The organism is Vibrio sp. M260118 (assembly GCF_036533755.1).
GTDB lineage: Bacteria > Pseudomonadota > Gammaproteobacteria > Enterobacterales > Vibrionaceae > Vibrio.
This window is the reverse complement of record NZ_JATABG010000654.1, coordinates 1-786: the sequence shown is the minus strand read 5'-3', so window position 1 is coordinate 786 and position 786 is coordinate 1. Positions and strand designations below refer to the sequence as shown.

Below are 786 nucleotides of genomic sequence, written 5' to 3'. Positions count from 1 at the left end.
CTGTGCCGATCACCGAAAAACTCTATAACGAGTTGATAGAGTTTAAGCGAACGGGCGAAAAGGATAAGTTGTTTAAATGCTGTCTCCACGGCATTGCGTATATCGTTAACAAGACATTTCCAGATTTACCGGAGGGGCAAAACACACACGTGTTTCGTCATACCTTTGCCAGTCGATTTATGGAAGCAGGCGGAAACATTCTGGTGTTGCAAAAAATCCTTGGTCACAGCGACATAAAGATGACAATGCGCTATTCCCATTTCTCACCCGATCACCTGATTCAAGCAGCCGAATTAAACCCTATTTCTAGATTAGGTCTGTAGCCACTTCTTACCCAAAAATGGCGACAAAGTGGCGACAATTTTTATTGATATTGAGGAACATTGAGTGGTATTGATTAAATGAGCATTTCGTAAGGCATTGAAATAGCAGTGAAATCCTTGATTTTACTGGGTTCTAGAAACCACTATTGATTACACTAAGTAATTTCGTCTTTCTTAAAAAAGGGTCTGCAGTGCAGACCCTTTTTTATTCCTTACGGAAACGACTCGATTAAAACGTCGCGGCGACGATTTCGACCGGAACACCATTTTGCGCTAGTATTGCGGCTCTTGCTTTGGTATCTGGTTGCTCAAACTCTTCTAACCACCAGCTTAGTTCAATCGGCATCTCTAGCGGCTTTTTCACGCCATCACTACGGGTTAAAGGCTCATGCGCTTCAATAAACACGCTACGATCCGGCTCTAGTGCGACTTTAATTGGCTCATTAATTACCGTAACTTTTTC

Annotated in this window: 1 protein-coding gene and 1 pseudogene; one reads left to right on the top strand and one right to left on the bottom strand. The window is 42.5% G+C overall.

What is annotated here, in order from left to right; translation table 11 throughout:
* A partial coding sequence (locus QTO00_RS20320; protein ID WP_331426357.1) for a tyrosine-type recombinase/integrase occupies positions 1-323 on the top strand: 323 nt, incomplete at its 5' end.
* Between the two features lie 229 nt (positions 324-552).
* Here QTO00_RS20320 and QTO00_RS20315 read toward each other — a convergent pair.
* A pseudogene (locus tag QTO00_RS20315) lies at positions 553-786 on the bottom strand (L,D-transpeptidase family protein); the annotation flags it as partial.